We start from the raw sequence: 24,076 nt of genomic DNA, 5'->3' as shown, positions 1-24,076 counted from the left end.
GACAACGCGACACATCTGGGGTAGGGATGAGTCGTCTGCGGCCGGCGAAGACCGGCTTGCGCGAGGCAAGGTTTGGGGGGCCGGGCTATGATGGACTTTCGGGCGGGCGTTCTGGGCATAGCCGCGGTCATGGCGCTCGCTCTGGCGGCCCCGCCGTCCAGGGCGGCAGAGCCGGCCCCGGGCGTGGCCGACGCAGAGGTCAAGCTGCCGGCGGCTCCGACGGCCTGGTACGCGGCCAAGCCGGTCGGCGCGGCGGTAGGGCCGGTTACAGCGGCGCAGCTCGCGAAGGGCGCCGACAAGACGCATTGGCTCACCTACGGCGGCGACTACCGAAACTTTCGCCACAGCCCGGTGGCCGGCCTCACGCCGGCGTCGGTCAGGCGCCTGCATGTCGCCTGGTCCGCGCCCACCGGCACGACCGGGCAGTTCGAGGGCTCGCCGGTCGTCTACGGCGGGGTGATGTACGTCACGACGTCCTACAACCGCCTGTTGGCCCTCGACGCCAGGACGGGCGAGATTCTCTGGCGCTACGACGTCAAGCTGCCGGATGATCTGCGGCTGTGCTGCGGGCCGGCGAACCGCGGCGTCGCCATCGGCGGCGATCGCGTTGTCATGGCGACGCTGGACGCGCGCCTGATGGCGTTCGACCGCAAAACCGGCAAGCTGGCCTGGAACGTGGCGCTGGCCGACTACAAGGAGGGCTATTCCGGTACGGCCGCGCCGCTGATCGTGGGCAAGCTGGTCTACACCGGTATCGCCGGTGGTGAGTTCGGAGCGCTGGGCTTCATCGACGCCTACGATCTCGACACCGGCAAGCGCGTCTGGCGCCAGAAGACGGTGCCCGGGGCGGGCGAGCCCGGCGTCGAGACCTGGGCCGGGGAGTCCTGGAAATCCGGCGGCTCGCCGACGTGGACCACTGGCGCATATGACCGCGAAACCAACACCCTCTTCTGGACCGTGGGCAACCCGTCGCCGGACTGGAACGGCGACAAACGCGCCGGCGACAACCTCTACTCGGACTCGGTCCTCGCGCTGGATCCACTGACTGGCAAGTTGAAGTGGCACTTCCAGTTCACGCCGCACGACGTCTGGGACTACGACGGCAACACCCAACTTTTCCTCGTGGACACCGTGCTGGACGGCAAGCCGGCCAAGGTGATCGCCCAGCCCAACCGCAACGGCTATTTCTACCTGCTGGATCGCGTCACCGGCCGCTTCCTGCGGGCGAGCCAGTACGTCGAGCAACTGACCTGGGCCAAGGGCATCGACGCCAAGGGCCGCCCGATCGTCGACCCCGCCGCCATGCCGCAGGACAACCCCAGCGCCCGCGTCTGCCCCTCCAATCTCGGCGGCATGAACGGCTCCTGGACGGGCGCCTATGATCCAGCCACCGGCCTCGTCTACGCGCCCTCCATCGAGGCCTGCCAGCAGTACGCCAAGGGGATCGCCGTCTACGTCAAGGGCATCCCGTTCATGGGCGGCGCGCCCAACACGGTCGACGCCAATGCGGGCAAGGCCTACGGCCTGGTCAGCGCGATCGACGTCAAGACCGGCAAGGTCAAATGGCGCTACCGCGACCCTCGGCCGATGATGGCGGGCGTGGTCTCGACGGCCGGCGGCGTCCTCTTCACCTCGAACCAGGAGGGCCAGGCGCTCGCCCTCGACCAGGCGACCGGTAAGCGGCTCTGGTCGTTCCGCATGGGCGGCGGCGGTCGCGGTCAGCCGATCGTCTACGAACTGGACGGCAAGCCCTACGTTGCGATCCCATCGGGCGGTTGGGCTGGCCTCGACAGCTTCGCCGGCGCCGCGTCCAATCTGCCCGAGGGCGGTCAGCTCTTCGTGTTCTCCCTGGATTGATCACCCCTCATGCGCAAGACCCTGGGTCTCCTCGGTGTCGCCGGCCTCATCGCGGCGTCCACGGCTGTTGCAATGAGCCGTGCGGAGCCGCCGGCGGCGCCCACCGCCGCGCCGCCTGCAGCGTCCCCACCGGGTTCCGCTGAGTCCGGCGACCCCGTCCCTCGTCTGCTCCAATCCCCGGACGACGTCGCGCGCGGCAAGGCGCTGTTCACCGGGACCTGCGCCGCCTATTGCCATCGTCCCAGCCAGCCGGAGCCTGCGGGCGCCGCCGCCGACGCACCGTTCCTGTTTGGCTGCAACTGGCGCCTCGGCGGGTCCAACGAGCAGCTTTTCCGGACCATCAGTCACGGCGTGCCCGGCACGCGCATGGTCCCGTTTGGCGGCGCGATACCGGACGACGATATCTGGCGGATCGTCGCCTACCTGAAGGCTGCCACTCAGTGCAAACCGCAGTCCTCAGCCGGCAAGGTTGCGGCCTTGCCCGCTCGGGGGTAGAGACCGGCGCAATTCCTTTCTAACGTCTGGCAGTGATTGCGGCATGACCTTGTTCGATTCCCCGGCATTCGAGGGCCATGAAGGCGTCCACGCCTTTTACGACGAAAAATCCGGCCTCAAATGCATCATCGCTGTGCATTCCACCGCCCGGGGCCCAGCGGCGGGCGGGTGCCGCATGTGGCCCTATGCCAGCGCCGAGGCCGCGCTGGAGGACGCGCTGAGGCTCTCGCGAGCCATGTCCTACAAGAACGCCATGGCCGACCTGGCGCTGGGCGGCGGCAAGGCGGTGATCCTCGGCGACAGCCGGACCGGCAAGACCCCGGCCCTGTTCGAAGCCTTCGGCCGGGCGATCGAGGACGTCGCCGGCAAATACTGGACCGCCGAGGACGTCGGGGTCTCGCCCGCCGACCTGATGCACGCCCGCACCCAGACCCGCTATGTCGCCGGCCTCACCGGCCACGCCGCCGCCTCCGGCGATCCCAGCCCGGTGACCGCCGAAGGCGTGTTCCGCGGCATCACCCTGGGGGTGCGCCGCGCGCTGAACCGCGATCTTGCCGGCGTGACGGTGGCGATCCAGGGCGTCGGCCATGTGGGCGCCTATCTGGCCGACAAGCTGCACGCGGCCGGCGCCAAGCTGATCCTCACCGACGTCAACGACGACGCCCTGCGCGAGGTCGCCCGCCGCACCGGCGCCCGGACCGTCGCCCCCGCCGCGATCTTTGACGTCGAGGCCGAGGTGTTCGCCCCCTGCGCCCTGGGCGGCGCGGTCAACGCCGAGACCCTGCCGCGCCTGAGCGCCAAGGTGATCGCCGGCGGCGCCAACAACCAGCTTAGCGATCCGGAGATCGGCCGCGCCGTCCATGACCGGGGCCTGCTGTATCTGCCCGACTATGTGATCAACGGCGGCGGGATCATCAATGTGGCTGGCGAGATCCGCGCCATCGAGCGCGGCGAGGCGTTCGACCCGGCCTGGGTGGAGATGAAGCTCGCCCGGCTGATGCAGACGCTGGAGGAGGTGCTCGAACGCTCGGCGTCGGAGTTCCGCCCGACCCACGAGGTGGCCGGCGAAATGGCCAGCGCGCGGATCAGCCTGGCGGCGGAGCACAAGGCGGCGGCCTGAGCCCGGCTACATCACCGACAGGCGCGCGGTGCGAGGCTCCTTCACCGCGGCGATCAGCAGGGCGAGGGCGGCCACCAGCACGCCGATGGAGATGCCGAAGACCACGTTGTAGCCGAACAGGTCGGCAAGCCGTCCCCCGACCAGCGGCCCCAGGGTCGCCGTGATGCTCTCGGCGGTGGCGGAGACGGCGATGCGCATGGGCAGGTCGTCGCGGGCGCCGAATTCCAGGATCATGGTCTGGGCCGACATCATGTAGCCCGACTGGGCCGCGCCGAGGCCGAAGAAGGCCAGGAAGATCGCCCACGGCGCGTGCAGTTCCATCAACAGCACCGTCGAGGCGATCCACAGCGCTATCGAAAACAGCAGCACGAGGCGAAAGCCGGTCTTGTCGCCCAGATAGCCCCAGACCAGGTTGGAGAGCGTGTCGGCGCCGAGATAGGCCAGCGACAGCAGGCCCAGGGTCTGACCGTCCAGGTGGATCGAGGCGCTGACGAACAGGATGTAGAACGGCACTGCGATCCTGGCCGAACTGGACAGCATCTGCACGAGCAGGAAGTTGCGATAGGCGCGGTCCTCGCCGATCAGCCGCGGGAATTCGCGCAGCCGGTCGCGGAAGCGGCCCTGGGTCCGGGTGGTCGGTGGCTCCGGCTCCTTGAGCAGGAACTGCAACGCCCAAAGCCCCATGCTGGTCAGGAAGAAGGCGAAGACAAAGGTGGTCCCGTAGCCGTTGCCGAACATGTTCGGCCCGATGATGTAGCGGCCGGCGAAATAGGCCAGCGCCGCGGCGATGGCGCCCCCGGTGGCGTTGCGCCATGCCTGCAGGCGCCCGCGCCGGCTGATCGGGATCACCTTGGCCATCAAGAGCGAGAACACCACCCGCTGGGCGCCCATGAAGATGCCGAACATCATCATGAAGCCGAGCACGCTGACCACCAGCGGCGTGCCCTTCAGCAGCCAGCCGGAGATCGCGATGCCGAGGATCGCCATCCGCGCCAGTCCGCCCATCCACATGGCGGCGGGCATGACCTTGGTGCGGTGCTCGATCTTCGAGGCGCCGAAGATCGGTGAGATCACCCCGCCCACCTGCTGCAGCGCCAGGCCGAGGCCGACGATGGTGTTCGAGCCGCCGGAGATCTGGTGCAGATAGGCCGGCAGGAAAGTCGGCGCATTGACCAGCCGAAAGCCGGTCATCCCCAGCATGCCGTGCAGATAGTTGCCCAGGTAGTTGCGCTTCAGATTGTCCCAGACGAATTTCTCGTACTGCGCCTCGCGCGCGGCGAGGTCGGGCTGCGCCTGAGCGTCGCCGGGGGTTTCAATCTTGGCGGTCAAATTGCAAACGCCGCGCTCCGGCAGGGTGAGCCGGGCGGTCGGCGCCCTTCAGGCAATGGTCAAATTCAATAGGGTCGGTCTAACAGAGTCCGGGTCGCGGCGGAAAGCACGGATCGCCGCACCGGACGTCAAGGACTGCGGGCGGTGACGATCCAGGTGGCCGAGTCCATCGTCACCTGGCCATTCTCCAGGTGCTCCAGGATCGCGGCGCGGACGTCGGCCTCGACCCTCTCCCGGGCCTCCGGAGCCTCGCGCAACATCGCGCCCAGCGGGCCGACGCGCATGGCGGTGCGGAATGTTGCGGCCGGATCGTTGCGGATCTTCTGATCATGCGCCTTGACCTCGATGTCTGCGAACCCCGCGGCGGACAGCAGGCCGTGCAGCCGTTCGCCATCGGCGAAGGCGAAAGGTCCTGGCGCGTCCGGAACCGGCGGCGGCCGCGGCGGCAGGTGCTTCAGCCCGGCGCTCATCGGCACGGTCATCCAGGGATTCTCCGTCAGAGCTCGCCAGCAGAGGAAGGCGATGCGGCCGCCGGACCTCAGGGCCTTGCGGATGTTGGCGAAGGCTGCCGCGGGGTCCTCGAAAAACATGACGCCGAACCGCGAATAGGCCGCGTCCGCGGCGCCGGGTTCGAAGGGATGGACCTGGGCGTCGGCCTCGAGGAATCTCAGGTGGCTGGCGGCGGCTGCTTCCGCGCGGCGCCGCGCGACCGCCAGCATGGGCGCTGAAATATCCACGCCGACCACGCGTCCCGTGGCGCCGACCGCCTCGGCCAGGGCCAGGGCGCTCTGGCCGCACCCGCAGCCGATGTCGAGAATTCGCTCGCCCGACCGAGGCGCCAGGGCGGCGAGCGCGGCGGCGCCGAGCGGGGCGATCTGGCGGTCGAGATCCGTGTTCAGTTCGACCCAGGCGGGCGCGGCCGCCTGGTTCCAATAGGTCATCTGGTCGAGGTTGGGGGCGGGGTTCTGCATCGATGGAGGGGATCACATGACGCAGCCGCCGGGAAGCGTCAGATGCGGCGGTATTCCACCACCGAGCCGTCGGTGAGCTTGCCCTTCAGCGACTGCCATGCGCCGAGGGCGTCGTAGGTGTCGTCGATCTCGGTCTCGCCGCGGATCGTCCAGTGCGTCGGCGAAACCCGCGTGGTCCGCACCTGCATGATCCGGCCGGTCTGGGGGTTGAAAAGTGGTCCGGCCAGGACCTGCGGGTTCCAGTGGGTCAGGGGGTTGACGTCGGCGCCCAGGGTGACCCGGCCGCTGGGCCCGTCGATCCGCACGCCCGCGCCGATGCGTTCGGCGACCACGTGCTCGGTCCTGCCGTTGGTGACGGTGGAGGTTTCCAGGGTCGCCAGGACCCCGGCGCTGCGGGTCTCCAGCGCCTTGTGATGATAGCGGAATACCGGCACCGGGCCGAGCCTGACGGTCATGACCGCGTCGGTGGCGGCGGTCAGCGCGGCGCCGTCGCCGGTGAAACTGACCCGGTGTTCGCCGATCCTGGTCCCGTTGCGGAACACGGCGAAGGCGAGCGCGCGCGGCGCGGCGGCGGCGAGTCTGGGCATCAGGGGCACGACCAATCCGCCGGCGAGGACCGTGCGGCGTGCAAGGGTGGGGTGATGTTCGGCCATCGGACACCGGTCTGGGGCGCGGCATTGCGCCCGGCAAGGAATACGCGCGCGGACCGGCAAAGGATGCGTTGGCGGCCGGGCGGGGCTCGAAGGGCCGCTTCAGCGACAGGTCTTTACAGAACAAAATAGGAACAATAAGACAGGAGGATGGGACTCCAGAACCTGACACCCAAGCTGGCGCGCGGCTGATGGCGGTGGTGCGGTTGGCCAGTGAGACCGACTTTTCCGGCTGGCGCGAGGCGGCCCGGCGCCTGCGCGCCCTCGGCGTGGCGCCAGACGCGGTGCTGTGGACGGTGGACCGGGCCGACGAGTTGTTCGACGATGGGCCGGTCGCGACACCTGTGACGGGGACGACCTTCACCGTGCCGAAGGATTTTCTGGCCCTGGCCGACGCGGCGATCCTGCACCGCTCGGACGAGCGGTTTTCTCTGCTCTATCGGCTGCTCTGGCGGCTGGCGCGCGAACCCCATTTGCTGCGCCTTCATGCCGATTCCGACGTCCAGAAGGCGCGTGGCTTTGCCAGGGCCGTGGCTCAGGCCGAGCACAGGATGAAGGCCTTCGTCCGCTTCCGGCTGATTGTGTTGAAAAACGCGGCCTTCCGACGGGACCGGGCGTGATCGGGGCGACGCGCCGGCGAGGTTGTAGAGGCCCCCGTCCTCTCAGGTGGCCGGTAGAGGCGCCTGGACCGGGATCAGCTTGGCCAGTTTCCGCAGGTTTTGGGCGGTGGCGGCGAGGAGAAACTCATCGCGGGCTCCGCAGGGCCCGCGGAGTCGCAATCGGTCGAGCTTGAGGATACGTTTGAGGTGGGCGAAGCACATCTCGACCTTCTTGCGCTGTCGTCGGGAGGTCACGTAGGCCTGGGTCGTGGCGATCCGGCGAGCGACGTCGCGTGAGCTCTCATGCCGGCTGCGGGGGATCTTCCGCGCCGGGGTGTTCGGACTGCATGTCGGCTTCAGGGCGCAGGCCTGACAGTCTCGCTTGCTGGCCCGGTAGATCAGGGTCGCGCCATCGTTCACCAGCGTGCCCCGCGTGGTCAGCGGCTTGCCCTGCGGACAGAGGTAGATGTCGTTATCGGCGTCGTAGTCGAAGTCATCGCGCGAGAAGGTCCCGTCGGTGCGCTGAGACTTGTCGAAGACCGGCACGTGCGGCGCGATCCCGCGTTCGGTGACCAGCCAGTCGAGCATCTCGGCCGAGCCGTATGCGGTGTCGGCGGCAAGGCGCTCGGGATGCAGATCGAAGCGGTCCTGGGCGCGGTCGATCATGGTCTTGGCCGCCGTGACCTCGGCCTGGCGTACGGCGCTGGAGGCCTCCACCTCCACGATGACGGCGTGATCGAGATCGATCAGGTAGTTGGTCGAGTAGGCGAAGAACGCCGGTCCCGCCTTGGCGGCGGTCCAGCGCGCGGCGGGGTCGGAAGGGGCCAGGTACCTGGGTGTCACCGGCGTGGCCGCACCGAAGGCGGCGTCGTCCAGCACGGCCAGATACTCGTCTACCGCCCGGCTCGACAGCGCCGGATCGAGACCCTTGGCGCCCTCCACCCCACTCTGGCGGTTGGCGTCGGCCGCGATCAGGCTGGCGTCCACCGCGAAGCCTTCGCCGCCGACCAGCCCTTCGGCCATGCAGCGCCGCACGACCGTCTCGAAGAGCTGGCGCAGCAGATCGCTCTCTCGGAAACGGCCGTGTCGGTTCTTCGAGAACGTCGAGTGATCCGGCACATCGCCGTCCAGGCCCAGCCGACAGAACCAGCGGTAGGCGAGGTTTAGGTGGACCTCTTCGCACAGCCGGCGCTCGGAGCGGATGCCGAAGCAATAGCCGACGATCAGCATCCGGATCAGCAGCTCCGGGTCGATCGAGGGCCGGCCCGTCGAACTGTAAAACGGCGCCACATGGGCCCGCACGCCCTCAAGGTCCACGAACCGGTCAATGGCGCGCAGCATGTGCTCGGCCGGCACGTGCCGCTCCAGCGAGAACTCGTAGAACAGCGCCGCCTGATCCACCCGCCGCTCGCCCATCATGAGCTTCACTCCAGCCCCCGATACCCGAAGTGAATCAGCAGTCTGGGTCCGTCACAAGCCGGAGTTTTTCAACACAATCGGCTGGTCACCGACCCGGCGCTGCCGGAGACCTATGTCGGCTGGTTCGAGCCGGCGCACCGGGTGACCGAGGCGACCGCGCCGTTCTTCGCGCGGCGGTTCGCCAATATGAATTTCTCGGTTTTGACGCCGGATGTCTGCGCCCACTGGGACCGACAACAGATCCGCTTTACCCCCGGCGCCGATCCGGCCGACGCGCCGAAGGAAGACGATCTCGAGGACTATTGGCGCACCTGTTACGCCTCGATCTTCAATCCGGCCCGCCTGAAGGTCGGCGCGATGCAAAAGAAAATGCCCAAGCGCTATTGGCGCAACCTGCCGGAGGTCAGGCTCATTCCCGAGCTGATCGAACGCGCGGAGGCGCGGGCCGCCACCATGGTCAGCCAGCCCCCTTCGATCCCGTCGCGCCGGGTGGTCCGCGCGGTCCAACGGACGAACCGCGACGCCCCGTTCGACGGCCTGGCCCCGGGCGGTCTGGAGGAAATCCAGGCCGGCCTGCAGATGTGCCGCCGCTGCGACCTCTACGGCGACGCAACGCAGGGGGTGGCGGGCGAGGGGTCGGGCCGCGCGCGGCTGATGCTGGTGGGCGAGCAGCCCGGCGATCAGGAGGACTTGGCGGGCCGCCCCTTCGTCGGACCCGCGGGCCAGATGCTCGACCAGGCGCTGGCGGCGGCCGGAGCGCCCCGCGCCGAGATCTTCACTACCAATGCCGTGAAACACTTCCGGCACGACCTTCGCGGCAAACGGCGCATCGACAAGACGCCCAACGCCGGCCAGGTCACCGCCTGCCGATGGTGGCTGGATCAGGAGCGCCGGTTGGTCCGGCCCGGCGTGATCGTGGCCCTGGGCGCGACGGCCGCCTTGGGGGTGTTCGGCAAGCCGATGGCCGTCGGCGCCATGCGTCAGCAGGCGATCACCCTGCCGGACCGTGTGCAGGGCGTGGTGACCTATCACCCGGCCTATCTTCTGCGGGTTCCAGATCCCGCGGCCAAAGGGCAGGCTTACGACCGTTTCGTGGAGGATCTGAAGTTCGCCTGGCGGTTGGCGGGATAGGTCTTGCGCGCACGCGTGCCTCGGGGGAGCGCGAGTTGTGGTCAGGCCGCGTTGAACCCTGCCTCGGCGAAGTCCAGCATGCGGCCCAGCAGCGCGTTGACGTCGCCTTCCGCGGTCAGGCCGCCGGAGAGGTGGTGCAGGCGGTCGAACTCAGCGAAGCGGTTGTTGTGCACCATGCCAAGGGCGAAATGCAGCCGCCAGTAGACGCTTTCCGCCGGCAGGTCGGGCCGCGCGGCCTTCAGCGCCTCGGCGAAGCGGGCCAGGTGGCTGACGTCGTTCTGCAACGCCTCGCGCATCTCAGCCGTGCCCTCGGAGCGGGCGCGGATGATGAACTGGACGCTGATGCGGCGGTCGTTGGCCGGGTCTGCCCAGCGCAGCGGCGGGGCGAACAGCGCCTCCAGGATCTCGCGCACCGGCGGTGAGCCGGCATGGCGGTCGCCGGCCTCGTGCAACATGCGCGCCCGCTCGCGGTTGAGCTCGCCCGTGCGGCGGCGGAAGATGGCGAACAGCAGGGCGTCCTTGGATCCGAAATGGTAGTTCACCGAGGCCAGATTGACCCCGGCCTCGGCGGTGATGTCGCGCACCGAGACGTTCTGGAAGCCATTCAGCGCGAACAGCCGCTCGGCGGCGGTGAACACCAGGGCCTTGGTCGCCGCCTGGGCCTCTTCATTTTCGGCGATCTCGGGGGCGTCGGTTGCGCCGGGCTGGGTCATGGGCCGGTCGCCTAGCGGGCGAGCTCCTTCATAGCCTTCTCCAGGCCCGCCAGGGTCAGCGGATACATCCGCTCGCCCACCAACTGCTTCATCACCGTCACCGAGGGCGTGTAGTCCCAGTGGCGCTCGGCGGTGGGGTTCAGCCAGATCATGTGTTCGTAGATGTTGGCCACCCGGTCCATCCAGACCGCGCCGGCTTCCTCGTTCCAGTGCTCAACCGAGCCGCCCGGATAGGTTATTTCATAGGGGCTCATGGTGGCGTCGCCGACGAAGATCACCTTGTAGTCGTGCGGGTACTTGTGGAGGATGTCCCAGGTGTTCAGCTTCTCGGCGTGGCGGCGCCGGTTGTCCTTCCAGACGCTCTCATAGAGGCAGTTATGGAAGTAGTAGAATTCCATGTTCTTGAATTCTGAGCGGGCGGCGGAAAACAACTCCTCACAGACCTTGATGTGGCTGTCCATCGAGCCGCCGATGTCGAAGAAGATCAGCACGCTGATCTTGTTGCGCCGCTCGGGGCGCATGTGGATGTCGAGGTAGCCCTTCTCGGCGGTGCCGTGGATGGTGCCGTTCATGTCCAGTTCGTCGGGCGAGCCCTCGCGGACCCATTTGCGCAGGCGGCGCAGGGCGACCTTGATGTTCCGCGTGCCCAGCTCGACCTGATCGTCGAGGTTCTTGTATTCGCGCTTGTCCCAGACCTTGATCGCCTTGCCGTGGCGGCCCTTGTCCTGGCCGATGCGGACGCCCTCGGGGTGATAGCCGTTGGCGCCGAAGGGGGAGGTTCCCCCAGTGCCGATCGCCTTGTCGCCCTTCTCGTGGCGCTCCTTCTGCTCGCGCATGCGCTCGGCCAGCGCCTCCATCAGCTTGTCGAAGCCGCCCATGGCCTCGATCTGCGCCTTCTCCTCGTCGGTGAGGAACTGGTCGGAGAGCTTCTTCAGCCACTCCGCCGGGATGTCGATGGCGACGTCGTCGCCCATCCGCTCCAGGCCCTTGAACACGTGACCGAACACCTGGTCGAACTTGTCGATGTTCTTCTCGTCCTTCACCAGGGCGGCGCGGGACAGGTAGTAGAAATCCTCGACCGTGCGGTCGATCACCTGCTTGTCCATCCCCTCCATGAGCATCAGATATTCTTTGAGGGTCACAGGCACCTTGGCTTGGCGGAGCTCGGTGAAGAAACGCATGAACATGCGGCTGTCTCGCGAACGATTGTTTGAATGCTGAGGATGGGGCGTCGGCCGCACGATGTCCAGCGTGGCGGGACGCCGCTAGGTCAGGTCGCCCTCGACTGTGAACCCCTCCGCCTCGCGGCGCAGGATGAACTCGTGGTCGATGGTGCTTCCGACCTCGAAGCCGTATTCGCCCACCTTGCTGAAACCATGGCGGGCGTAGAAGCGCTGGGCGCCGTGGTTTTCCGACCAGACGCCGATCCAGAGCCTGCGCGGGCCGGCCGATTGCAGCCAGGTCAGGGTCTCGGCGAACAGCTGCCCGCCCATGCCGCCGCCCTGCCAGGCCTTGCGGAAATAGAGCCGCTTGAGTTCGCCGCAGTCGGCCGTCACCTCGGGGTGGGGCAGGGCGCACGGACCGGCCGACGCATAGCCGATGGCCTGGCCGTCCAATTCCACCAGCCAGTGGGCCTTGGCCGGATCGGCCAGGTCGGCGATCGTTCGCTCCAGGCCATAGGCGCCCGGCAGAAAGCGGTCGAGGTCGGCGGACGGATAGAGGTGGCCGAAGGTTTCCAGGAAGGTTTCCGCGCCGATGGCGGCCAGGGCTGCGGCGTCGGCGACCCCGGCGCGCCGGATCAAGGGCTGGAGCGCGGGCGAGGCGGGAGAATCTGGGTTAGGATGGCGCATGACCGTCGCGCTCTACACCCATGTCGATATGTTCGACCACCATCCCGGTGAGCGCCACCCCGAGCGCCCGGCGCGGCTGAAGGCGGTGACCGATGCGCTGGGCGACGCCAGCGATCTGCGGCTGTCGGTTCACGACGCGCCGCTGATCGACGAGGTTGACCTCGCCAGGGTGCACGGCCGCGACTATCTCGCCGCCATCCTCGCGGCCCGGCCGGGGGCGGGTCGGCTGAAGCTCGATGCCGACACCTTCATGTCGTCGGGCAGCCTGACCGCCGCGCGGCGGGCGGCCGGCGCGGTGACGGCCGCGGTCCGCGACGTGGCCGCCGGTCAGGGCCAGCGCGCCTTCTGCGCCGTGCGCCCGCCCGGCCATCACGCCGAGCCGGGCGTTCCGATGGGCTTCTGCATCTTCTCCAACGTGGCGGTGGCCGCCCTTGCGGCCCAGGCGGCGGGACTGGCGAAGGTCGCGGTCGTCGATTTCGACGTTCATCACGGCAACGGCACCCAGGCCGCGTTTGACGGGAAAGACGGGCTGTTTCTCGCCTCGATTCAGCAATGGCCGATGTGGCCGGGCACCGGCCACCCGTCGGAGACCACCTCGCCGAACATCGCCAACGCCGTCTCGCCCGAAGGGGCGCCGCGCGAGGTGTGGCGCAAGGCGTTCGAAAGCCTGATGCCGCGCCTCGACGCCTTCGCGCCGGATCTGGTGCTGATCTCGGCGGGCTTCGACGCCCATGCGCGCGATCCCGTGGGCGGGGGCGGACAGTCGCTGGAAGCCGAAGACTTCGCCTGGGCCACGCGGGCCATCGTCTCGGTGGCCAACCGCCACGCCAAGGGCCGGGTTGTGTCCTCGCTTGAGGGCGGCTACGACCTTGAGGCTCTGGGCTCGTCGGCGCTTGCGCATGTGCGGGCCCTGTCCGAGGGGTAGGGCCCCTTTCATCGAGAGTTGGGGACGCGACAGGTGAGAGGTTGCACGCCAGCCGTTCGGATGGACCGGCCAGCGCCTTGACCGCCCAGGGTCCCCTGCCGATCCCGCCGCCACAGCCCGGCGCCATCACCCTGGCCCGGCACGGCGAGCCGGCGCTGTCGCGCAAGGTGCGCCTGTCGTCGCGGGAATATCGAGCGTTCTGGGCGCGGTACGAGGTCACCGGCCTGCTCCCGGGTCAGACGCCGCCGGCGATGCTGGTGGGCTTCGTGGAGACCTGCCACGTACTGATCGCCTCGACCCGGCTGCGGGCCCGGGAAAGCGCTGAAGCGGTCGGCAAGGGTCGGACATTCACGGAGGAAGCGCTGTTTGTGGAGGCGCCGCTGCCGCCGCCCAACTGGCCCTCCTGGGTGCGGCTTTCGCCGCGCCTGTGGGGATTTTTCGCGCGATTCTGGTGGTGGTTCTTCAATCATCATGAAGGCGGCGAGACGCGCCGGCAGGCCGAGGCCCGGGCCGAGGAAGCCGCGCTGATGCTGGAGCGTCAGGCCTACGACGGCTGGAACGTCGTGGTCCTGGCGCACGGCTTCTTCAATCTGCTCGTCGGCCGCGCGCTGCGCCGCCATGGCTGGCGCATGACCCGCAGCGAAGGCTACAAATACTGGTCGACGCGCCGCTTTGAGCGGGGCTAGGAAATCTCATGTCCGAACCCGCCGACATCGCCACCCTGACCTTCGAGCAAGCTCTGGCCGAGCTTGAGCAGATCGTCGCGCGCCTGGAATCGGGCCAGGCGCCGCTCGAAGACTCCATCCGGATGTATGAGCGTGGCGCGGCGCTCAAGTCCCACTGCGAATCGCGCCTGGAGGCGGCGCGCCTGCGGGTGGAGAAGATCGTCATGGGCGCCGGCGGCGCGCCTGGAGTTGAACCCGCCGAGTTCAGCTGATGGCGGCGGAATCCGCGCGGGAGGTGCTGGCCCAGCGGGTGGCGCAGGCCGCAGACCTGGTCACCGTGGCGCTTGACGAACTGCTGCCACGCGCCGATGGCCCCGAATCCCGGCTGACCGAGGCGATGCGCTATGCCGCACTCGGGCCCGGCAAGCGCCTGCGAACCTTCTTTGCGCTCGAGACCGGCAAGATGTTCGATGTGCCGGAGCGCTCGGTGCTGCGGGCGGCCTGCGCGCTGGAATGTATTCAGGCCTACAGCCTGATCCACGACGACCTGCCCTGCATGGACGATGACGACATGCGCCGCGGCCGGCCGACCGTTCACCGGGCCTATGACGAGGCGACCGCGGTCCTGGCCGGGGACGCCCTGCAGACCGCGGCCTTCGAGATTCTGGCCCATCCCGACACCTGTTCGGACGGGGCGCTGCGGGCCGAGCTGGTGATGAAACTGGCGCTGGCCGCCGGCGCGCGCGGCATGGCCGGCGGCCAGATGATCGACATCCTGGGCGTTCGCGACGATTTGGGCGGGGTGGCTCGCATGCAGCGGCTGAAGACCGGCGCCCTGATCGCGTGCGCCTTCGAGCTGCCGCTGGTGCTGGCCCGCGCCAAGGATTCCGAACGCTACGCCATGCTGGCCTTCGCCCACGACCTGGGCCTGGCCTATCAGATCGTCGATGACCTGCTGGATGCCGAGGGCGACGCGCAGGCCATGGGCAAGGCGGTCGGCAAGGACGCGGGCAAGGGCAAGGCCAACTTCGTCACCCTGCTGGGTGTCGGCGCGGCGCGCGAGCGCCTGACGCTGCTGGGCGGCCAGACCAAGGCCCATCTCGAACCGTTCGGCGCGGCGGCGGAATTCCTGCGGGCGAGCGTCGATTTCGTGTTAGAGCGCCAAAGCTGATTTTGGTCCCGTAAGTTCGCTTCGCCCATGCCCGCAACGCCCCTTCTCGACACGATCGCTTCGCCCGCCGACACGCGCGCGATGTCGATCGCCCAGCTGCGGCAGCTCGCCGACGAGCTTCGGGCCGAGACCATCGAGGCGGTCTCGCAGACCGGCGGGCACCTAGGCGCGGGCCTGGGCGTCGTCGAGCTGACGGTGGCCCTGCATCATGTCTATCAGACGCCCGATGACATCCTGATCTGGGACGTCGGCCACCAGGCCTATCCGCACAAGATCCTCACCGGCCGGCGCGACCGCATCCGCACCCTGCGCCAGGCCGGCGGCCTGTCGGGCTTCACCAAGCGGTCGGAAAGCCCCTACGATCCGTTCGGCGCGGCGCACGCGGCGACCTCGATTTCGGCGGCGCTGGGCTTCGCCGCGGCCCGCGACAGCAAGGGCCAGGACAATCGCGTGGTGGCGGTGATCGGCGACGGCTCGATGAGCGCCGGCATGGCCTATGAGGCGATGAACAACGCCTGCGAGACTACCCGGCAGCTGACCGTGATCCTCAACGACAACGACATGTCGATCGCCCCGCCGGTGGGCGGGATGAGCGCCTACATGGCCCGGTTGGTGTCGGGCGCCGGCTATCGCTCGATCCGCCGGGTCGGCAAGTCGGTGGCCAAGGTGTTTCCCAAGCCGATGCAGGAGGCCGCCCGCAAGGCCGAGGAATATGCCCGGGGCATGGTCACCGGCGGCACCTTCTTCGAGGAACTGGGCTTCTACTATGTGGGCCCGATCGACGGCCACGACATGGACGCCCTGGTCCACGTCCTGCAGAACGCGCGCGCGATCACCGACAAGCCGGTGCTGGTGCATGTGGTCACCCAGAAGGGCAAGGGCTATGCGCCGGCCGAAAACGCCGCCGACAAGCACCACGCGGTGGTCAAGTTCGACGTGGTCACCGGCCAGCAGGCGAAGGGCACGCCCGCGGCGCCCGGCTACACCAAGGTTTTCGCGCTGGAGCTGATCAAGCGGGCGGAGATCGATCCGAAGATCGTGGCGATCACCGCGGCCATGCCGTCCGGCACGGGCCTGGACCTGTTCGGCGAGCGGTTTCCTGATCGCATGTTCGACGTGGGCATCGCCGAGCAGCATGCGGTGACCTTTGCCGCCGGCCTGGCCGCCGACGGGATGAAGCCGTTCGCGGCGATCTATTCGACCTTCCTGCAGCGCGGCTATGACCAGGTCGTCCACGACGTGGCGATCCAGCGCCTGCCGGTGCGTTTCGCCATGGACCGCGCGGGGTTGGTGGGCGCCGACGGCCCGACCCACGCGGGGTCCTTCGACGTGGGCTTCATGGGCGCCCTGCCCGGCATGATCCTGATGGGTCCGGCCGACGAAGCCGAGCTGGCTCACGCCATCGCCACCGCCGTCGAGATCGACGACCGGCCGAGCGCTTTCCGCTATCCGCGCGGCGAGGGGACCGGCGTGGAGATCCCGGCGCTGGCCCAGCCCTATGAGATCGGCAGGGGCCGCATCGTGCGCGAGGGGACCGCGGTCGCCATCCTTTCCTTCGGCACGCGGCTGGCCGAGAGTCTCAAGGCCGCCGACATGCTGGCCGCCCGCGGACTCTCCGCCACCGTCGCCGACGCGCGCTTCGCCAAACCGCTGGATGTGGATCTGATCCTGCGGCTCGCCCGCGAGCACGAGGCGCTGATCACCGTCGAGGAGGGCGCGGTCGGCGGCTTCGGCAGCTTTGTCCTCCAGGCGCTGGCGGACCACGGCGCGCTCGACCGTGGCCTGAAGGTCCGCACCCTGGTCCTGCCCGACATCTTCCAGGACCAGGACAAGCCCGAGACCATGTACGCCCAGGCCGGCCTCGACGCCGAAGGCATCGTCCGCGGGGCGCTGGCCGCGCTCGGCATGGACAACGCGGTGGCGAAGGGCTGGCGAGCTTAGACTTCGACGAGGGTGAGACCCAGCCGTGGGGCTTCGCGCGCCATGGCCGCGTCGAATGTCGCCAGGGTGGCGCCCAGGCGGCGTGCAATGACGATGTGCGTCGCGTCCGCTGTCTTCAAGCGATAGTCGAGCGTGCGGATGATGGTCTCTGCGGCCCGAAAATCCGCCGATAGGACATCCGCACTTTCGGCGTTCCTCGTGCGCCAGGCATCGAAGAGGCTATGCGCGCGCCGCACTTCATCTCGGGTCAGTGATCCCGTTCGAATGCGGATCGTCAAGGCTGAGGCGAACTCAGCAGCTGTCAGATCGCTGACAATGAACTCGCTGGGAGTCAGTCGCCGGGCGCGGTCGGTGTTCGCGTCCAGCACCATCAGGGACACCACCACGCTGGTATCGACGTAGACTCTCAATAACCCTCATCGCGCATCTGTCGGACGAGGGTCGCCGAGTCGACGGCGCCATGCCTGGGCTTGATCCGACCGGCGTCGAGCCATTCCAGGTCGGCCTGGGTCATTGGCCGCGGTCCCTGCTGGGCCGCCGTCACCGCCTTCAGTTCGACCACCGGCTGCCCATGGCGCGTGATCACCACCTCCTCGCCACTCTCGGCGCGGGCGATCAGTTCGGACAGGTTGTTCTTGGCGTCGACGACGCTGTGGCGGCTCATTGGCCGGAATATAGCTATCCGATAGCCATTTTGTCCACGTCGTCGTCAGAACGTCGTCGTCAGAACGGCGTGAACCGTTCGATCAGCGACTGGCCGGCCGGGGTCTTCTGGACGCGGCTGATGTCGCCGCGGCCGCCGTAGCTGATGCGGGCCTCGGCGATCTGGGTGTGCTTGATGGTGTTGGAGGAGGAGATGTCCTCCGGGCGAACGATGCCTGCCACCGTCAGTTGACGCAGCTCGTTGTTGGTGCGGACTTCCTGGGTCCCCTGGATCACCAGATTGCCGTTGGGCAGAACGGCGGAGACCACCGCGGCGATGGTCAGGCTGATCTTTTCCGCCCGGTTTACCGCCCCGGCGCCGTCACTGGTGGTCTTGGAATTGGTCGACAGCGCGTTGGCCGGGTCGAACCCGCTCGGCAACAGTTTCCCAAGGCTGGATTCCAGACCCAGCAGGTGGGGGAAGCCGGCGGTGACCCCGGAGGTCCGCGAACTCTGTGACGTATTGGTGGTCTTGGCGCTGTCGTCGATTATGATCTGCACGGTGAGAATGTCACCGACCTTGCCCGCCCGCTGGTCGATGAAGAAGGCCCGCGCGCCCGAGCGCCACAGGGAATTGGCGCTGGCCGGAATTGGCGCATCGCGCTGGATTACCCGCTGGTCCATGGGCGCGAGGGCCGCGGGATAGCCCACCGGCGCGAGGTCGGGGCCGTGGATGGCCTCCTTGACGGTCGAACAGGCGCTCAGCCCCGCGAACACCACAGGCGCGAGGATCAGCAGGGCGAGGAGGGGACGCGAACGCATGGCGGCGTTTCCTTCAGCGGGTGGCGAAACGGGCGGCGCGGGAGACCTTCATCTGGTCGGCGGCGGGGCCGACCACCGCCTGACCCGGTCCGCTGACCAGGGCCTGGACGGTCCGCTTCGAGGCGGTGTTCTGGACGTTGATTGTGTCGCCCACCCCGCCGGACGCCATGGCCCTGCCTTGCAGCGAGAGCGACACGCCGTCGGCGTCATAGGTGACGGTGATGGTTTCGCCGGCCTTGATCACCATGGCCGCGCCGACATCGTGGGCCGAGACCGGCGCGCCGGCGCGCAGCGCCCGCCGGGCGGCCTGCCCGATCACCGCCTCAGCGTCCGACGGCGCATCGGCGGGGCCGGCCGCGGCCTTGCCCCAGACCAGGTCCGAGGGCTGGACGATCTCGCCGGAAGCCAGGCTGCGGGTATAGGTCAGCACATCGACATTGCCGCGGCTGGGCAAGGCGCCGGCGCTGGCGGCCGGACTGGCGGACGGACCTTCGTGAACGACGATCAGCTTCAGACCCTCGGCGTTGGCCCAGTCCAGACCCGCGCGCTGGGCTGCAGACTGCACCTGGGCGGCGTTCAGCACCACGCTGGGGCCGGTCCGGGTGGCGAGTGGAACGCTGGCGGCCGGGCCCGCGGCGTTGAACAGGTCGCCCAGTGTCACGGTGCCATCGGTGTTGGCGGTGTCGGCCTTCAGGGTCACCGGCCGGCCGGCGATGGCGGGACCGGACATGGCCCCGAGCCCGCAGACTATGGCGGCAAGGGCGAGGATCGCGCGCATGGCCTACGGCTTCACCTGGTTGGCGACGCCCAGCATGTTGTCGGCGGTGGTAATGACCTTGGAATTCATTTCATAGGCGCGCTGCGCGACGATGAGCGAGGTGATCTCGGTGACGGGATCGACATTGGAGGCCTCAGTGTAGCCCTGCAGCAGGGTGCCGAAGCCGGCCGTGCCGGGCGTGCCGGTGGTGGCCGCGCCCGAGGCGGCGGTTTCCTTCAGCAGGTTGGCGCCCTGGGCCATCAGGCCGCCTTCATTCAGGAAGGTGGCGAGTTCCAGGGTTCCCACGATGCTGGGGGTCGGCGAGCCCGGGACGCTGACCTGCACCTGGCCGGATTTGGAGATGGTGACGTCGGTGGCGCTCTGCGGGATCGAGACCGCCGGCTGGATCTGATAGCCGTCCGGGGTGACCAGTTGTCCCTGGTCGTTGACCGACAGGTTGCCGGCGCGGGTATAGGCGGTCTCGCCGGTGGGGGTCAGCACCTGGAAGAAGCCGCGGCCGTCGATGGCCAGGTCGAACTTGTTGTCGGTGCGGGTCATCGCCCCCTGCGTGCCGATCCGATAGACCGATCCCGCCTTGACGCCCGCGCCAACCTGCACCCCGGTCGGGACGATGGTCCCCTGACTGGACGACTGCGCGCCGGCGGCCTCCAGGGTCTGGTAGAGCAGATCCTGGAATTCGGCGCGCTGCTTCTTGTAGCCAACAGTGTTCATGTTGGCGATGTTGTTGGAGATCACCTCGACGTTCAACTGCTGGGCGGCCATGCCGGTCGCCGCGGTCCGAAGAGCCTGCATCGTTCCGTTCCTCTACTATTGCACGCGGCCGAGCCGCGAAATCGAGCTTCGCGACAGGTCGGCCTGGGCTGACATCATCTGGCTGGTGGATTCGTAGGCCCGGCTGACCTCGATCATCCGGGTAATCTCCAGGATCGAATTGACGTTCGATCCCTCCAACATGCCCTGGCGAACCTTGGCGCTCTCGGCCGGCGTCGCCTGCTGGTTGGAAGTGTTCTGGTAGAGGTTGCCGCCGCGTTTCTCGAGCACCGAGAGGTTGGCGAATTGAAAGACGCCGACCTTGCCGACCCGCTCGGCGCCCTGGCTGAGCGTTCCGTCCGGCGCGACCGTGACCTGGCCCTTCTGAGGATCGATGACGATCTCGCCGCCGCCATCGTCCGCCACGGTGTCGCCGGCCTGGGTTGTCAGCCGCCCCGTGTCGTCGGTGCGGAAGCGGCCGTCGCGGGTGAAGCGCTCGCCGTCCTTGGTGTTGACCTTGAAGAACCCCTGGCCCTCGACGGCCAGGTCCAGCGGCGCATCCGTGCGGCGCAGGGCCCCCTGGCCGAAGTCGCGGGCCACCCCGTCCTCGCCGACGAACTTCACCGGCCTGGGACCGCCCAGCGTGAAGGCCGGCGCGCCGGGCTGTTCCTTGGTGATCAGCGATTCGACCTTGAACCCGTTGGTGTCGGCGTTGGCCACATTGTTGGCGACGATGTCCATCTGCCTGCGCAACACCATCTGGCGCGACAGTCCGACGTAGAGGGCGTTGTCCATGCTTGCGGAGCCTTGCGACGCGACACATTCAGGATCTGTGGCTGCAAACTTTGGGCCAACCGAGAAGGCCAATAAAATCAAGCAACAATAGAGTTAACGCGCACCCGGCGGCGGAAACTGCCGGGCAGGCTTGGCCGCCGCCGGGACCGGTTAAGAACCGGGCGTTAACCATCTGGGTCGCATGGGTGAGCGCATAGGGTTCAAAGGAACGCGCGCGTGGCCGAAGCCAAGGTCAAGGAGGCCCCTGAGGAGGAGGCCGTCGAGGGGGAAGGCGCCGAGGGCGCCAAGCCCAAGAAAAAGCTCTCGATGAAGCTGATGCTGATCGCCGGCGCCGGCGCCCTGGTGGTGCTCGGCGGCGGTGGCGGCGCGGCCTACTTCCTGTTCCTCAAGCCCAAGCCCGACGCGGCCCATGCCGGCAAAGACGCCAAGAAGCCCGTGAAGAAGGGCAAGAAGAAGGAAGAGGGCAAGAAGGACGACAAGGCTGCTGGCCAGGTCCGCGAAGGTCCCGACGGCGTCCTGTTCTACACTCTGCCCGACGTCGTGGTGAACATGCAGACCGCCGACGGTCGGCCGACCTTCCTGAAGCTCAAACTGACCCTGGAATTGCCGAACCAGGAAACGGTCGATGCGTTGGACGCCAACATGCCCAGGCTTCAGGACATGTTCCAGACCTTCCTGCGCGAACTGCGGCCTGAGGATTTGTCCGGCAGCCAGGGCTCCTATCAACTGCGCATGGAGATTCTGCGCCGGGTCAACCTGGTGGTCGCGCCCTCCAAGGCGAACGCCGTCCTGATCGAGGAGATGCTGATCAACTGACCCCGCAAGGGGCCGGGGGACGCGCGCACCACATGGCCGATGACACCGAAGATCCTGTCGAAGTCGCCGCCGCCCCCGAGGGCGTCGCCGCCGCCCCGGGCGCGGAGCCCAGCAGCTGGGGCGACGACGATGACGCCGGCGCGGAGCGCATCCTCAATCAGGACGAGATCGACAGCCTCCTGGGCTTCGACCTGTCCGAAGATGAGGGCGGCGAGCGCACCGGCATCCGGGCGATCATCAACTCCGCGCTGGTCTCCTACGAACGTCTGCCGATGCTGGAGATCGTGTTCGATCGCCTGGTCCGGCTGATGACCACCTCGCTTCGGAATTTCACCTCCGACAACGTCGAGGTGAGCCTCGACAACATCTCCTCGATCCGTTTTGGCGACTATCTGAACTCGATCCCCCTGCCGGCGATCCTGTCGGTATTCCGGGCCGAGGAACTCAACAACTACGGCCTGCTGACGGTTGATTCGAACCTGATCTATTCGATCGTCGACGTGCTGTTGGGCGGTCGGCGCGGCACCGCGGCCATGCGCATCGAGGGTCGGCCCTACACCACCATCGAACGCGTGCTGGTGCAGCGGATGGTCGAGGTCGTCCTGGCCGACGCCCGCGAGGCGTTCGAGCCGCTGACGCCGGTCACCTTCACCCTGGATCGCCTGGAGACAAATCCGCGCTTCGCCGCCATCGCCCGGCCCGCCAACGCCGCCATCCTGGTGAAGCTGCGGATCGACATGGAAGACCGCGGCGGGCGCATAGAGCTCCTGCTGCCCTACGCCACGCTCGAACCGATCCGCAAGATGCTGCTGCAGCAGTTCATGGGCGAGAAGTTCGGTCGCGACAACATCTGGGAAGGCCACCTGGCCACGGAACTGTGGACCACCAGCATGGAGGTTCGCGCGGTGCTCGACGAACAGCAGGTCGGCCTGCGGCAAGTGCTCGACCTTAAGGTCGGCGACACCCTGATGCTGAACGCCACGCCCGACAGCCTGATCGAGTTGCGGGCCGGCGCTATTCCCCTGACCCGCGGCCGCATGGGCCGCCGCAACGCCCACATCGCCGTCCGCGTCGAGGCGCCCCTGACGTCTCACGCCCGGCAAGCCGTGCAGAGGACTCCATGAGCAACGTCGGCCTGATCTTGAACCTGCTGCTGGCGGTCCTGCTTGTGGCGACCCTGGTGATGGGCTGGCGGCTCAACCGCCGGCTGGCGGCGCTGCGCGACAGTCACGACGGTTTCGCCCTGGCGGTGCGCGAACTCGATGGCGCAGCGGCGCGCGCCGAACAGGGTCTCGCTGACCTGCGCGCCGCCACGGACGAGGCCATCGACGTTCTGGGTGATCGCATCGAGAAGGGTCGCGGTCTGGCTTTGAAGCTCGAACGTCTGATCGACCAGGCGCCGGCGGCGGCGCGGCCCGTTGAGCTTCCCGCCAGGCTGCGCCCCGAGGCCGCCGACGATGGCGTGGCCGAGCGCCGGCTGGGTGCCCTGCTGGCGGCGGCGCGTGAAGTCCGGCCGCCGCGGGTCCAGGCCGGAGCGCCCACCGGCGCGCGCGGGCGGCCGGCGTTCGACGACGAGCTCTTCGAGGACCTGCCCCTGACCCTGGACGATGTGCGCGGAGCCCCCCGTTGAAGACCATGCCGCGCATCCTGCCGCTCGTCGGCATCGCCGTGGGCGGGGTGCTGGCGATCAACGCCCTGGCCGGCGCGCGCGATCTGCCGGGCCTGGTCTCGGCTGCCCGCGCCCGCGCCGAGGAGGCCGCCGCGAGGGTCAAGCCGGCCAAGGCCGCGAAGGCGACGAAGGTCGCCGGCAAACCCGCCGAAACGCCGTTGGCGACGCCGCTGCCCGGGGTCACGCCCTCAGCCACAGGATCCGCGACAGATGTGGCCGCCGTGGGCCTGCCGCCGCCGACCCTCCAGCCCAGGGCGGTCTGCGCCCCAACCGCCGCGGAACTGGCCAAGCAGGCCGGGCTTTCGCCCGCCGAGCTGCAGCAGCTGCAAAGCCTGGGCGCGCGCCGCACCCAGCTGGACCAGCGCGAGACCGATCTCTCGACCCAGCTGGCGCTGCTGGCCGCCGCCGAAGCCAAGCTCGACGCCAAGGTCAAGGTGCTGGGCGGCCTGAAGACCGACGTGCAGGGCCTGCTGGCCCAGGCCGACGGCCGCGAAGCCGGCGAGGTCGCCCGGCTGGTGAAGGTCTTCGAGGGGATGAAACCCAAGGACGCGGCCGCGCGCCTGGCGATCCTCGACGACGCCGTCCGGCTGCCGATCGCCGCCAAGATGAAGGAGAAGTCGCTCTCCGCCGTGGTCGGCCAGATGACGCCGCTGGAGGCCAAGAAGCTCACGGAATCGCTGGCCCGCCGCTTCTCCGCCGCCCAGACCCTGGCGCAGAACGCCACAGCCCAGGCCAGCGCCCCGGCCGCGGCGACGACTCCCGCCGCCGATGCGAGCGGCAAGGCCACGCCCGGCAGACGTGCTTCCGGCAAACGCGCCCGGCCGGCGGCGCGCAAGGCCGCGCCGGCCGGCGAACAAGCCGCCGCCGCGTCGGCCGCGACCGCGGACAAGGCGCCTGCCGGCCCGGCTCCGGCCAAGGCGGGGTAGCCGGTGGGGCTGCGCCAGACCCTGCGGGCCGGCGTCGCCGCG

Annotated in this window: 27 protein-coding genes; 14 read left to right on the top strand and 13 right to left on the bottom strand. The window is 68.5% G+C overall.

What is annotated here, in order from left to right; translation table 11 throughout:
• The first annotated feature begins 87 nt into the window (after window positions 1-87).
• Genes RMN86_RS15460 through RMN86_RS15450 form a run of 3 tightly spaced genes read left to right on the top strand, consistent with a single transcriptional unit; the run spans window position 88 to window position 3,472 of the window.
• A complete protein-coding gene (locus tag RMN86_RS15460) occupies window positions 88-1,857 on the top strand; it encodes a PQQ-dependent dehydrogenase, methanol/ethanol family (RefSeq protein WP_309606743.1) in 1,770 nt (589 codons plus the stop codon).
• 9 nt (window positions 1,858-1,866) lie between these two features.
• Window positions 1,867-2,352, top strand: coding sequence for a cytochrome c (locus RMN86_RS15455; RefSeq protein ID WP_309606742.1), 486 nt, complete (start codon window positions 1,867-1,869; stop codon window positions 2,350-2,352).
• Between the two features lie 43 nt (window positions 2,353-2,395).
• The gene (locus tag RMN86_RS15450) at window positions 2,396-3,472 is read left to right on the top strand and encodes a Glu/Leu/Phe/Val dehydrogenase dimerization domain-containing protein (RefSeq protein WP_309606741.1); all 1,077 of its coding nucleotides are present in this window, start codon (window positions 2,396-2,398) and stop codon (window positions 3,470-3,472) included.
• A gap of 6 nt (window positions 3,473-3,478) precedes the next feature.
• Here RMN86_RS15450 and RMN86_RS15445 read toward each other — a convergent pair whose 3' ends face one another.
• The 3 genes from RMN86_RS15445 to RMN86_RS15435 form a co-directional block, all read right to left on the bottom strand.
• Window positions 3,479-4,801 carry an MFS transporter gene (locus RMN86_RS15445; protein WP_309606740.1) on the bottom strand — a complete coding sequence of 441 codons (1,323 nt, stop codon included), beginning with the start codon at window positions 4,799-4,801 and terminating at the stop codon, window positions 3,479-3,481.
• Between the two features lie 128 nt (window positions 4,802-4,929).
• Window positions 4,930-5,772, bottom strand: a complete 843-nt coding sequence (locus RMN86_RS15440) for a methyltransferase domain-containing protein (RefSeq protein WP_309606739.1) — start codon at window positions 5,770-5,772, stop codon at window positions 4,930-4,932.
• 38 nt (window positions 5,773-5,810) lie between these two features.
• Window positions 5,811-6,425: a DUF6134 family protein gene (locus RMN86_RS15435; protein ID WP_309606738.1), complete on the bottom strand. Its 615-nt coding sequence runs from the start codon at window positions 6,423-6,425 to the stop codon at window positions 5,811-5,813.
• 188 nt (window positions 6,426-6,613) lie between these two features.
• On the opposite strand from RMN86_RS15435, the gene RMN86_RS15430 reads away from it, so the two are divergent.
• The gene (locus tag RMN86_RS15430; RefSeq protein WP_309606737.1) at window positions 6,614-7,042 is read left to right on the top strand and encodes a DUF4130 domain-containing protein; all 429 of its coding nucleotides are present in this window, start codon (window positions 6,614-6,616) and stop codon (window positions 7,040-7,042) included.
• Window positions 7,043-7,084: 42 nt separating this feature from the next.
• On the opposite strand, the gene RMN86_RS15425 is transcribed toward RMN86_RS15430, so the two are convergent.
• A complete protein-coding gene (locus RMN86_RS15425) occupies window positions 7,085-8,440 on the bottom strand; it encodes an IS1182 family transposase (RefSeq protein ID WP_309606761.1) in 1,356 nt (451 codons plus the stop codon).
• Window positions 8,441-8,473: 33 nt separating this feature from the next.
• On the opposite strand from RMN86_RS15425, the gene RMN86_RS15420 reads away from it, so the two are divergent.
• Window positions 8,474-9,571, top strand: coding sequence for a UdgX family uracil-DNA binding protein (locus RMN86_RS15420; protein WP_309606760.1), 1,098 nt, complete (start codon window positions 8,474-8,476; stop codon window positions 9,569-9,571).
• Window positions 9,572-9,612: 41 nt separating this feature from the next.
• Here RMN86_RS15420 and RMN86_RS15415 read toward each other — a convergent pair whose 3' ends face one another.
• The 3 genes from RMN86_RS15415 to RMN86_RS15405 form a co-directional block, all read right to left on the bottom strand.
• Entirely contained in the window at window positions 9,613-10,284 is a 672-nt protein-coding gene (locus RMN86_RS15415) for a TetR/AcrR family transcriptional regulator (RefSeq protein WP_309606736.1), read from the bottom strand.
• Window positions 10,285-10,295: 11 nt separating this feature from the next.
• The gene (locus tag RMN86_RS15410) at window positions 10,296-11,471 is read right to left on the bottom strand and encodes a VWA domain-containing protein (RefSeq protein WP_309606735.1); all 1,176 of its coding nucleotides are present in this window, start codon (window positions 11,469-11,471) and stop codon (window positions 10,296-10,298) included.
• Window positions 11,472-11,549: 78 nt separating this feature from the next.
• Window positions 11,550-12,134 (bottom strand): GNAT family N-acetyltransferase, encoded by a 585-nt coding sequence (locus RMN86_RS15405; RefSeq protein ID WP_309606734.1) that lies wholly within the window; start codon window positions 12,132-12,134, stop codon window positions 11,550-11,552.
• On the opposite strand from RMN86_RS15405, the gene RMN86_RS15400 reads away from it, so the two are divergent.
• From RMN86_RS15400 to dxs, 5 genes are all read left to right on the top strand, one after another.
• Entirely contained in the window at window positions 12,133-13,059 is a 927-nt protein-coding gene (locus RMN86_RS15400; RefSeq protein ID WP_309606733.1) for a histone deacetylase family protein, read from the top strand. The two genes, RMN86_RS15405 and RMN86_RS15400, sit on opposite strands and share 2 nt — an antisense overlap.
• 77 nt (window positions 13,060-13,136) lie before the next feature.
• Window positions 13,137-13,745 (top strand): histidine phosphatase family protein, encoded by a 609-nt coding sequence (locus tag RMN86_RS15395; RefSeq protein WP_309606732.1) that lies wholly within the window; start codon window positions 13,137-13,139, stop codon window positions 13,743-13,745.
• A gap of 8 nt (window positions 13,746-13,753) precedes the next feature.
• Complete coding sequence (locus tag RMN86_RS15390; protein WP_309606731.1) at window positions 13,754-13,996, top strand: exodeoxyribonuclease VII small subunit; 243 nt, start codon at window positions 13,754-13,756, stop codon at window positions 13,994-13,996.
• Window positions 13,996-14,895: a farnesyl diphosphate synthase gene (locus RMN86_RS15385; protein WP_309606730.1), complete on the top strand. Its 900-nt coding sequence runs from the start codon at window positions 13,996-13,998 to the stop codon at window positions 14,893-14,895. Before RMN86_RS15390 ends, RMN86_RS15385 begins: the two co-directional genes overlap by 1 nt.
• A 27-nt stretch (window positions 14,896-14,922) precedes the next feature.
• Window positions 14,923-16,836, top strand: a complete 1,914-nt coding sequence (gene dxs / locus RMN86_RS15380; protein WP_309606729.1) for a 1-deoxy-D-xylulose-5-phosphate synthase — start codon at window positions 14,923-14,925, stop codon at window positions 16,834-16,836.
• Here dxs and RMN86_RS15375 read toward each other — a convergent pair.
• From RMN86_RS15375 to flgF, 6 genes are read right to left on the bottom strand one after another with little or no spacing between them, the layout of a single operon-like run.
• Entirely contained in the window at window positions 16,833-17,246 is a 414-nt protein-coding gene (locus tag RMN86_RS15375) for a type II toxin-antitoxin system VapC family toxin (protein ID WP_309606728.1), read from the bottom strand. The genes dxs and RMN86_RS15375 overlap by 4 nt on opposite strands.
• Window positions 17,243-17,500 carry a type II toxin-antitoxin system prevent-host-death family antitoxin gene (locus RMN86_RS15370; protein WP_309606727.1) on the bottom strand — a complete coding sequence of 86 codons (258 nt, stop codon included), beginning with the start codon at window positions 17,498-17,500 and terminating at the stop codon, window positions 17,243-17,245. Before RMN86_RS15370 ends, RMN86_RS15375 begins: the two co-directional genes overlap by 4 nt.
• A 59-nt stretch (window positions 17,501-17,559) precedes the next feature.
• Complete coding sequence (gene flgH, locus RMN86_RS15365) at window positions 17,560-18,300, bottom strand: flagellar basal body L-ring protein FlgH (RefSeq protein WP_309606726.1); 741 nt, start codon at window positions 18,298-18,300, stop codon at window positions 17,560-17,562.
• Window positions 18,301-18,313: 13 nt separating this feature from the next.
• Window positions 18,314-19,078: a flagellar basal body P-ring formation chaperone FlgA gene (gene flgA, locus RMN86_RS15360; RefSeq protein ID WP_309606725.1), complete on the bottom strand. Its 765-nt coding sequence runs from the start codon at window positions 19,076-19,078 to the stop codon at window positions 18,314-18,316.
• Window positions 19,079-19,081: 3 nt separating this feature from the next.
• Window positions 19,082-19,870, bottom strand: coding sequence for a flagellar basal-body rod protein FlgG (gene flgG / locus RMN86_RS15355; RefSeq protein ID WP_309606724.1), 789 nt, complete (start codon window positions 19,868-19,870; stop codon window positions 19,082-19,084).
• A 15-nt stretch (window positions 19,871-19,885) separates the two neighbouring features.
• Complete coding sequence (gene flgF / locus RMN86_RS15350) at window positions 19,886-20,623, bottom strand: flagellar basal-body rod protein FlgF (protein ID WP_309606723.1); 738 nt, start codon at window positions 20,621-20,623, stop codon at window positions 19,886-19,888.
• A 216-nt stretch (window positions 20,624-20,839) separates the two neighbouring features.
• Here flgF and RMN86_RS15345 point away from each other — a divergent pair, with 216 nt between their 5' ends.
• Genes RMN86_RS15345 through RMN86_RS15330 form a run of 4 tightly spaced genes read left to right on the top strand, consistent with a single transcriptional unit; the run spans window position 20,840 to window position 24,034 of the window.
• A complete protein-coding gene (locus RMN86_RS15345; protein ID WP_309606722.1) occupies window positions 20,840-21,439 on the top strand; it encodes a flagellar basal body-associated FliL family protein in 600 nt (199 codons plus the stop codon).
• A 32-nt stretch (window positions 21,440-21,471) separates the two neighbouring features.
• Window positions 21,472-22,563, top strand: a complete 1,092-nt coding sequence (fliM, locus tag RMN86_RS15340) for a flagellar motor switch protein FliM (protein WP_309606721.1) — start codon at window positions 21,472-21,474, stop codon at window positions 22,561-22,563.
• Entirely contained in the window at window positions 22,560-23,069 is a 510-nt protein-coding gene (locus RMN86_RS15335) for a DUF6468 domain-containing protein (protein ID WP_309606720.1), read from the top strand. Before fliM ends, RMN86_RS15335 begins: the two co-directional genes overlap by 4 nt.
• Before the next feature lie 5 nt (window positions 23,070-23,074).
• Window positions 23,075-24,034: a hypothetical protein gene (locus RMN86_RS15330; protein ID WP_309606759.1), complete on the top strand. Its 960-nt coding sequence runs from the start codon at window positions 23,075-23,077 to the stop codon at window positions 24,032-24,034.
• Window positions 24,035-24,076: the final 42 nt, after the last annotated feature.

It is taken from the genome of Phenylobacterium sp., from assembly GCF_031360265.1.
Taxonomy (GTDB): domain Bacteria; phylum Pseudomonadota; class Alphaproteobacteria; order Caulobacterales; family Caulobacteraceae; genus Phenylobacterium.
This window is presented reverse-complemented; position numbering and strand designations above follow the sequence as displayed.

Excerpts from the sequence above, each read along its gene's own strand:
- RMN86_RS15460 (WP_309606743.1), top strand. The coding sequence starts at position 88 with ATGATGGACTTTCGGGCGGGCGTTCTGGGCATAGCCGCGGTCATGGCG.
- RMN86_RS15455 (WP_309606742.1), top strand. The coding sequence starts at position 1,867 with ATGCGCAAGACCCTGGGTCTCCTCGGTGTCGCCGGCCTCATCGCGGCG.
- RMN86_RS15450 (WP_309606741.1), top strand. The coding sequence starts at position 2,396 with ATGACCTTGTTCGATTCCCCGGCATTCGAGGGCCATGAAGGCGTCCAC.
- RMN86_RS15440 (WP_309606739.1), bottom strand. The coding sequence starts at position 5,772 with ATGCAGAACCCCGCCCCCAACCTCGACCAGATGACCTATTGGAACCAG.
- RMN86_RS15435 (WP_309606738.1), bottom strand. The coding sequence starts at position 6,425 with ATGGCCGAACATCACCCCACCCTTGCACGCCGCACGGTCCTCGCCGGC.
- RMN86_RS15430 (WP_309606737.1), top strand. The coding sequence starts at position 6,614 with ATGGCGGTGGTGCGGTTGGCCAGTGAGACCGACTTTTCCGGCTGGCGC.
- RMN86_RS15425 (WP_309606761.1), bottom strand. The coding sequence starts at position 8,440 with ATGATGGGCGAGCGGCGGGTGGATCAGGCGGCGCTGTTCTACGAGTTC.
- RMN86_RS15415 (WP_309606736.1), bottom strand. The coding sequence starts at position 10,284 with ATGACCCAGCCCGGCGCAACCGACGCCCCCGAGATCGCCGAAAATGAA.
- RMN86_RS15410 (WP_309606735.1), bottom strand. The coding sequence starts at position 11,471 with ATGTTCATGCGTTTCTTCACCGAGCTCCGCCAAGCCAAGGTGCCTGTG.
- RMN86_RS15400 (WP_309606733.1), top strand. The coding sequence starts at position 12,133 with ATGACCGTCGCGCTCTACACCCATGTCGATATGTTCGACCACCATCCC.
- RMN86_RS15405 (WP_309606734.1), bottom strand. The coding sequence starts at position 12,134 with ATGCGCCATCCTAACCCAGATTCTCCCGCCTCGCCCGCGCTCCAGCCC.
- RMN86_RS15390 (WP_309606731.1), top strand. The coding sequence starts at position 13,754 with ATGTCCGAACCCGCCGACATCGCCACCCTGACCTTCGAGCAAGCTCTG.
- RMN86_RS15385 (WP_309606730.1), top strand. The coding sequence starts at position 13,996 with ATGGCGGCGGAATCCGCGCGGGAGGTGCTGGCCCAGCGGGTGGCGCAG.
- dxs (WP_309606729.1), top strand. The coding sequence starts at position 14,923 with ATGCCCGCAACGCCCCTTCTCGACACGATCGCTTCGCCCGCCGACACG.
- RMN86_RS15370 (WP_309606727.1), bottom strand. The coding sequence starts at position 17,500 with ATGAGCCGCCACAGCGTCGTCGACGCCAAGAACAACCTGTCCGAACTG.
- flgH (WP_309606726.1), bottom strand. The coding sequence starts at position 18,300 with ATGCGTTCGCGTCCCCTCCTCGCCCTGCTGATCCTCGCGCCTGTGGTG.
- flgA (WP_309606725.1), bottom strand. The coding sequence starts at position 19,078 with ATGCGCGCGATCCTCGCCCTTGCCGCCATAGTCTGCGGGCTCGGGGCC.
- flgG (WP_309606724.1), bottom strand. The coding sequence starts at position 19,870 with ATGCAGGCTCTTCGGACCGCGGCGACCGGCATGGCCGCCCAGCAGTTG.
- flgF (WP_309606723.1), bottom strand. The coding sequence starts at position 20,623 with ATGGACAACGCCCTCTACGTCGGACTGTCGCGCCAGATGGTGTTGCGC.
- fliM (WP_309606721.1), top strand. The coding sequence starts at position 21,472 with ATGGCCGATGACACCGAAGATCCTGTCGAAGTCGCCGCCGCCCCCGAG.
- RMN86_RS15335 (WP_309606720.1), top strand. The coding sequence starts at position 22,560 with ATGAGCAACGTCGGCCTGATCTTGAACCTGCTGCTGGCGGTCCTGCTT.
- RMN86_RS15330 (WP_309606759.1), top strand. The coding sequence starts at position 23,075 with ATGCCGCGCATCCTGCCGCTCGTCGGCATCGCCGTGGGCGGGGTGCTG.